Origin of the sequence: Shouchella shacheensis, assembly GCF_001484965.1 — a bacterium.
GTDB lineage: Bacteria > Bacillota > Bacilli > Bacillales > Bacillaceae_D > Shouchella > Shouchella shacheensis.
The window spans coordinates 1-462 of the sequence record NZ_LLYY01000088.1 but is presented as its reverse complement, the minus strand read 5'-3'; the positions used below and the strand labels follow the sequence as shown (position 1 = coordinate 462).

Genomic DNA, 462 nt, shown 5'->3' with positions numbered 1-462 from the left:
TGGATAGTAGCCGTTTTTTGTTTAGCGCATGGTTCAATGGTTTAGGTCCATCCCAGTACTAAAACACATTTTTTTGATGTTAGTCCTTGATTGGGGTTGTGTCCAAACATTATTATAATCCACACATACTCTGAATTAAGTCTTAACAAGGAGGGGGAAGAAAAATGAGTTTTAAACACGATAAACGCAAACGTGACAGAGATGTCAAAAAGGTTTGGTTGGATAACGAGGTTGACGTTGAAAACGATGTCAAAAACAAGATAAAAGATAAAAACTTTAACTTCAACTCCGCCAACGTTGAAGACAGCGGGAACTCGTGTGTCGACGTTTATGTCGATGCGGAGGCTTTTGCTCGCGCTCGTGCGAAAGCACGTCAAGAAGAAGATGAAAAAAAGTATTAGATTAGGTATGGGTGCTAGCGATGCTAGTACCCAATCATTTTTTGTCTTAGAACGAAGGATT

Annotated in this window: 1 protein-coding gene; it reads left to right on the top strand. The window is 39.6% G+C overall.

The genetic code is table 11. From position 1 onward, the window contains the following. Window positions 1-164 precede the first annotated feature (164 nt). Window positions 165-401, top strand: a complete 237-nt coding sequence (locus tag AVZ68_RS19480) for a hypothetical protein (RefSeq protein WP_059106232.1) — start codon at window positions 165-167, stop codon at window positions 399-401. Window positions 402-462: the final 61 nt, after the last annotated feature.

What these genes read in the sequence shown, in the direction of transcription:
- AVZ68_RS19480 (WP_059106232.1), top strand. Translation starts at nt 165, where the DNA reads ATGAGTTTTAAACACGATAAACGCAAACGTGACAGAGATGTCAAAAAG.